This is a genomic window from Actinocorallia lasiicapitis (genome assembly GCF_054778695.1).
Genome location: NZ_BAAGZI010000572.1, coordinates 1 through 2,679, shown reverse-complemented (window position 1 = coordinate 2,679; position 2,679 = coordinate 1). Strand labels below are relative to the sequence as shown.

The 2,679-nt window shown below is 72.9% G+C and carries 4 protein-coding genes; 1 reads left to right on the top strand and 3 read right to left on the bottom strand.

Annotated features, from left to right (window positions below; translation table 11 throughout):
• Window positions 1-357: CGNR zinc finger domain-containing protein (locus tag ACYVE7_RS32305; protein WP_460370149.1), on the top strand; the 357-nt coding region annotated here is incomplete at its 5' end.
• Here the strand turns inward: ACYVE7_RS32305 and ACYVE7_RS32300 are convergent.
• From ACYVE7_RS32300 to ACYVE7_RS32290, 3 genes are all read right to left on the bottom strand, one after another.
• Window positions 354-1,262, bottom strand: coding sequence for a serine/threonine-protein kinase (locus tag ACYVE7_RS32300; protein ID WP_460370147.1), 909 nt, complete (start codon window positions 1,260-1,262; stop codon window positions 354-356). The two genes, ACYVE7_RS32305 and ACYVE7_RS32300, sit on opposite strands and share 4 nt — an antisense overlap.
• Entirely contained in the window at window positions 1,237-2,298 is a 1,062-nt protein-coding gene (locus ACYVE7_RS32295) for a lysylphosphatidylglycerol synthase transmembrane domain-containing protein (RefSeq protein ID WP_460370145.1), read from the bottom strand. Before ACYVE7_RS32295 ends, ACYVE7_RS32300 begins: the two co-directional genes overlap by 26 nt.
• A partial coding sequence (locus tag ACYVE7_RS32290; protein WP_460370143.1) for a PIG-L family deacetylase occupies window positions 2,289-2,679 on the bottom strand: 391 nt, incomplete at its 5' end. The genes ACYVE7_RS32295 and ACYVE7_RS32290, both read right to left, overlap by 10 nt.

Genomic DNA, 2,679 nt, shown 5'->3' with positions numbered 1-2,679 from the left:
CCGCCGAGCCGGGCCGACGCGTCCGCGCTACCGCCCTTCGATCAGGCGCTCGCCCTGGTCAACGCGTGCGCCGAGCCCGTCAGCCGAAGGATCTCCTGGACGGCCGAAGGCCCGCGCGCCCTGTCAGGGCCCGCGGACCGTGACGTCCGGGCCGTCCTCGCCGACGCCGCGATCGACTTCTTCACCGGCCCCGACCTGGCCGAGCTGCGGGTCTGCCCCGCGCCGCGCTGCGTCCTGTACTTCCTGAAACGCCATCCCAAGCAGGAGTGGTGCTCGGTGGCCTGCGGCAACCGAGCGCGCGCCGCCCGCTACTACGCCCAGCACAAGGACGATTCCCCGATTCCGGGCGGCCGTTAAGCGCGGGCCACCGGACGGTCGAACAGGCTGATCAGCCGCGGCCCCGTGTACCCGAGCCGGTCCAGCAGGCGGGCCGTTTCGGGGCCGGTCAGACGGTCGTCGGGCTCGCGTTTCAGGAGTCCGTCTATGACCGGGCGGAGCGGGCCCGCGTTGGCGGGCGGCGCGTAGTCGTCCACCAGGATCGCCAGCATCGAGGCGAGCGCCCCCGCCCGGCGGTACGGGGCGCGGCCCTCGACCGAGGCGTACAGGGTCGCGCCGAGCGACCACAGGTCGGACGCCTCGGTCTGCTCGCGGGCGCACGCCTGCTCCGGCGAGATGTAGGAGGGCGAGCCCTCCAGGGTCTGTTTGGCCAGGTCGTCGGTTCTGACCGCGAGCCCGAAATCGGTGAGGACGATCCGCCCGTCGGCGCGGACGAGGATGTTCCCCGGTTTCACGTCGCGGTGCAGCAGCCCCCTGGTGTGCGCGGCGCGCAGCACGCCCAGCACCTGGCGGCCGATCTCCGCGGCCTGGCGCGGGCTCAGCGGCCCGTGCTCGTCGATGACTTGCTGGAGGGTCGGCGCGTCGATGTACTCCATCACCAGCCAGGGCCGGCCCGCCGCGATGATCACATCGTGGACGGCCGCGACGCCCGCGTGGCAGAGCTTCGCCATCGCGCGCGCCTCCTGGGTCAGCAAACGGCAGAGCCGGCGGCGTTCGTCGTCGTCGGAGCCCGCAGGAAGCAGGATCTCCTTGACGGCCACCGGCCGGTCGAGCACTTCGTCGTGGGCGCGCCACACCACGCCCATTCCTCCGCGACCGGCCTCGTCCAGCAGCCGGTAGCGCCCTGAGACAAGAATCGGACGACCCCCTTGGTTGCCGGACCACCTGTCGGGTCCCCTGCTAGCCTCTGTGCCCGTTTTGGACATCCGAAACGTCTGCGTCCCGGGCAAGTTTCGGCAAGGACTTCCGACGTCCCAGCCAGCAGGCCCAGACGACCCCGCCGAGCGGGATCTCGATGATGTGGGTGAAGAAGCTGTAAAGGACGACCGCGGTCGCCGCGACGGAGCCGTCGACCCCGAAATGGACGAGCAGCGCCGCCGTGCCCGTCTCGGTGATCCCCGAGCCGCCGGGGGTGACGACGGCGCTGGTCAGCACCCGGTTGAGCGCGAACACGGCCAGGGTCTCGGCGACGCGCAGGGTGTCGCCCGCCGCCCACAGGCACCCGTACAGCAGGACCCCTTGCAGGAACATGTAGCCGGCCATGCCGAGCGTCAGGGTCCGCCACCCCGACGACAGGACGCCGAGGGTCTCGGCGCGGACCTTCAGCAGCGACGATCCGGCCTTGCGGAGCAGATCGCCCGGCCGGTGCGGCAGCCGCCCGGCGAGCGCCTGCTGCCGGGCGTCGACCCAGCGGGCGGCGGGCTCCCAGCGCAGCGCGACGGCGATGAGGAGCGCGACCCCGATCAGGGTCAGCCCCGCGGTGCCCGCCGCGACGGTCAGTTCGCGGTTCGGCAGCCGTCCGATCGACAGCAGCGCCAGGATCCCGAACGCGGGCAGCAGCAGCCGCGCGAACACGTTCCAGATCCCGCTGACCAGCGTCGACACGGTGATCGCCGGCAGGGTGAAGCCCCAGCCGGTGGCCATGGTGAAGGTCGCGGCGACCCCGACGGCCCCGCCGAACGGCAGCAGGTTGCTGACCCCGCTGCCCGCCGCGTTGAGCATGAAGGCCCGGCCGTGCGACAGCCCCGGCAGCGACGCCGTCAGCACGAACGTGTACGCGCCGAGCCCCGCGATCCACAGGACGGCCAGCAGCCCGATCTTCCACGGGTCGATCGCGCCGAACCGGTCGAAGATCTCTCCCCAGCGGACCCCGATGAGCCGCGGCATCAGCAGCAGCAGCCCGACGGCCAGCGCCAGCGACGCCACCGACAGCAGCGCCCTGCCCCAGGAGTTCAGCCGCACGGAGGCCGGCGGACGTAGTACTCCGTCCCGAACATGGCCCGGAACAGGGGCAGCGGCAGGCGGCGGCAGACGCCGAGGGTACGGAGTCCGCCGCCGGCCTGGGTGGCGTGCGCGGCCATGCTGGCCCGCTTGGCGCGGGCGTGCGGGCGGACGTCGACCCGGTGTGTGATCTTCGAGCTCGGGGTGTATGCCCGCCTCCACTTCGACAGCGGCGGCGCCCACAGCAGCGGGCGCAGCCAGCGCAGGATCCGGTCCCGGTCGGCGGTGGCCTCCAGGACGAGCGGGGTCCCGGCGAGCCGGGCCGCCTCGACGCCGACCCGGTGCACCTGCACGTGGTCGGGGTGCCCGTAGCCGCCCGCCGGGTCGTAGACGGTGAGCAGG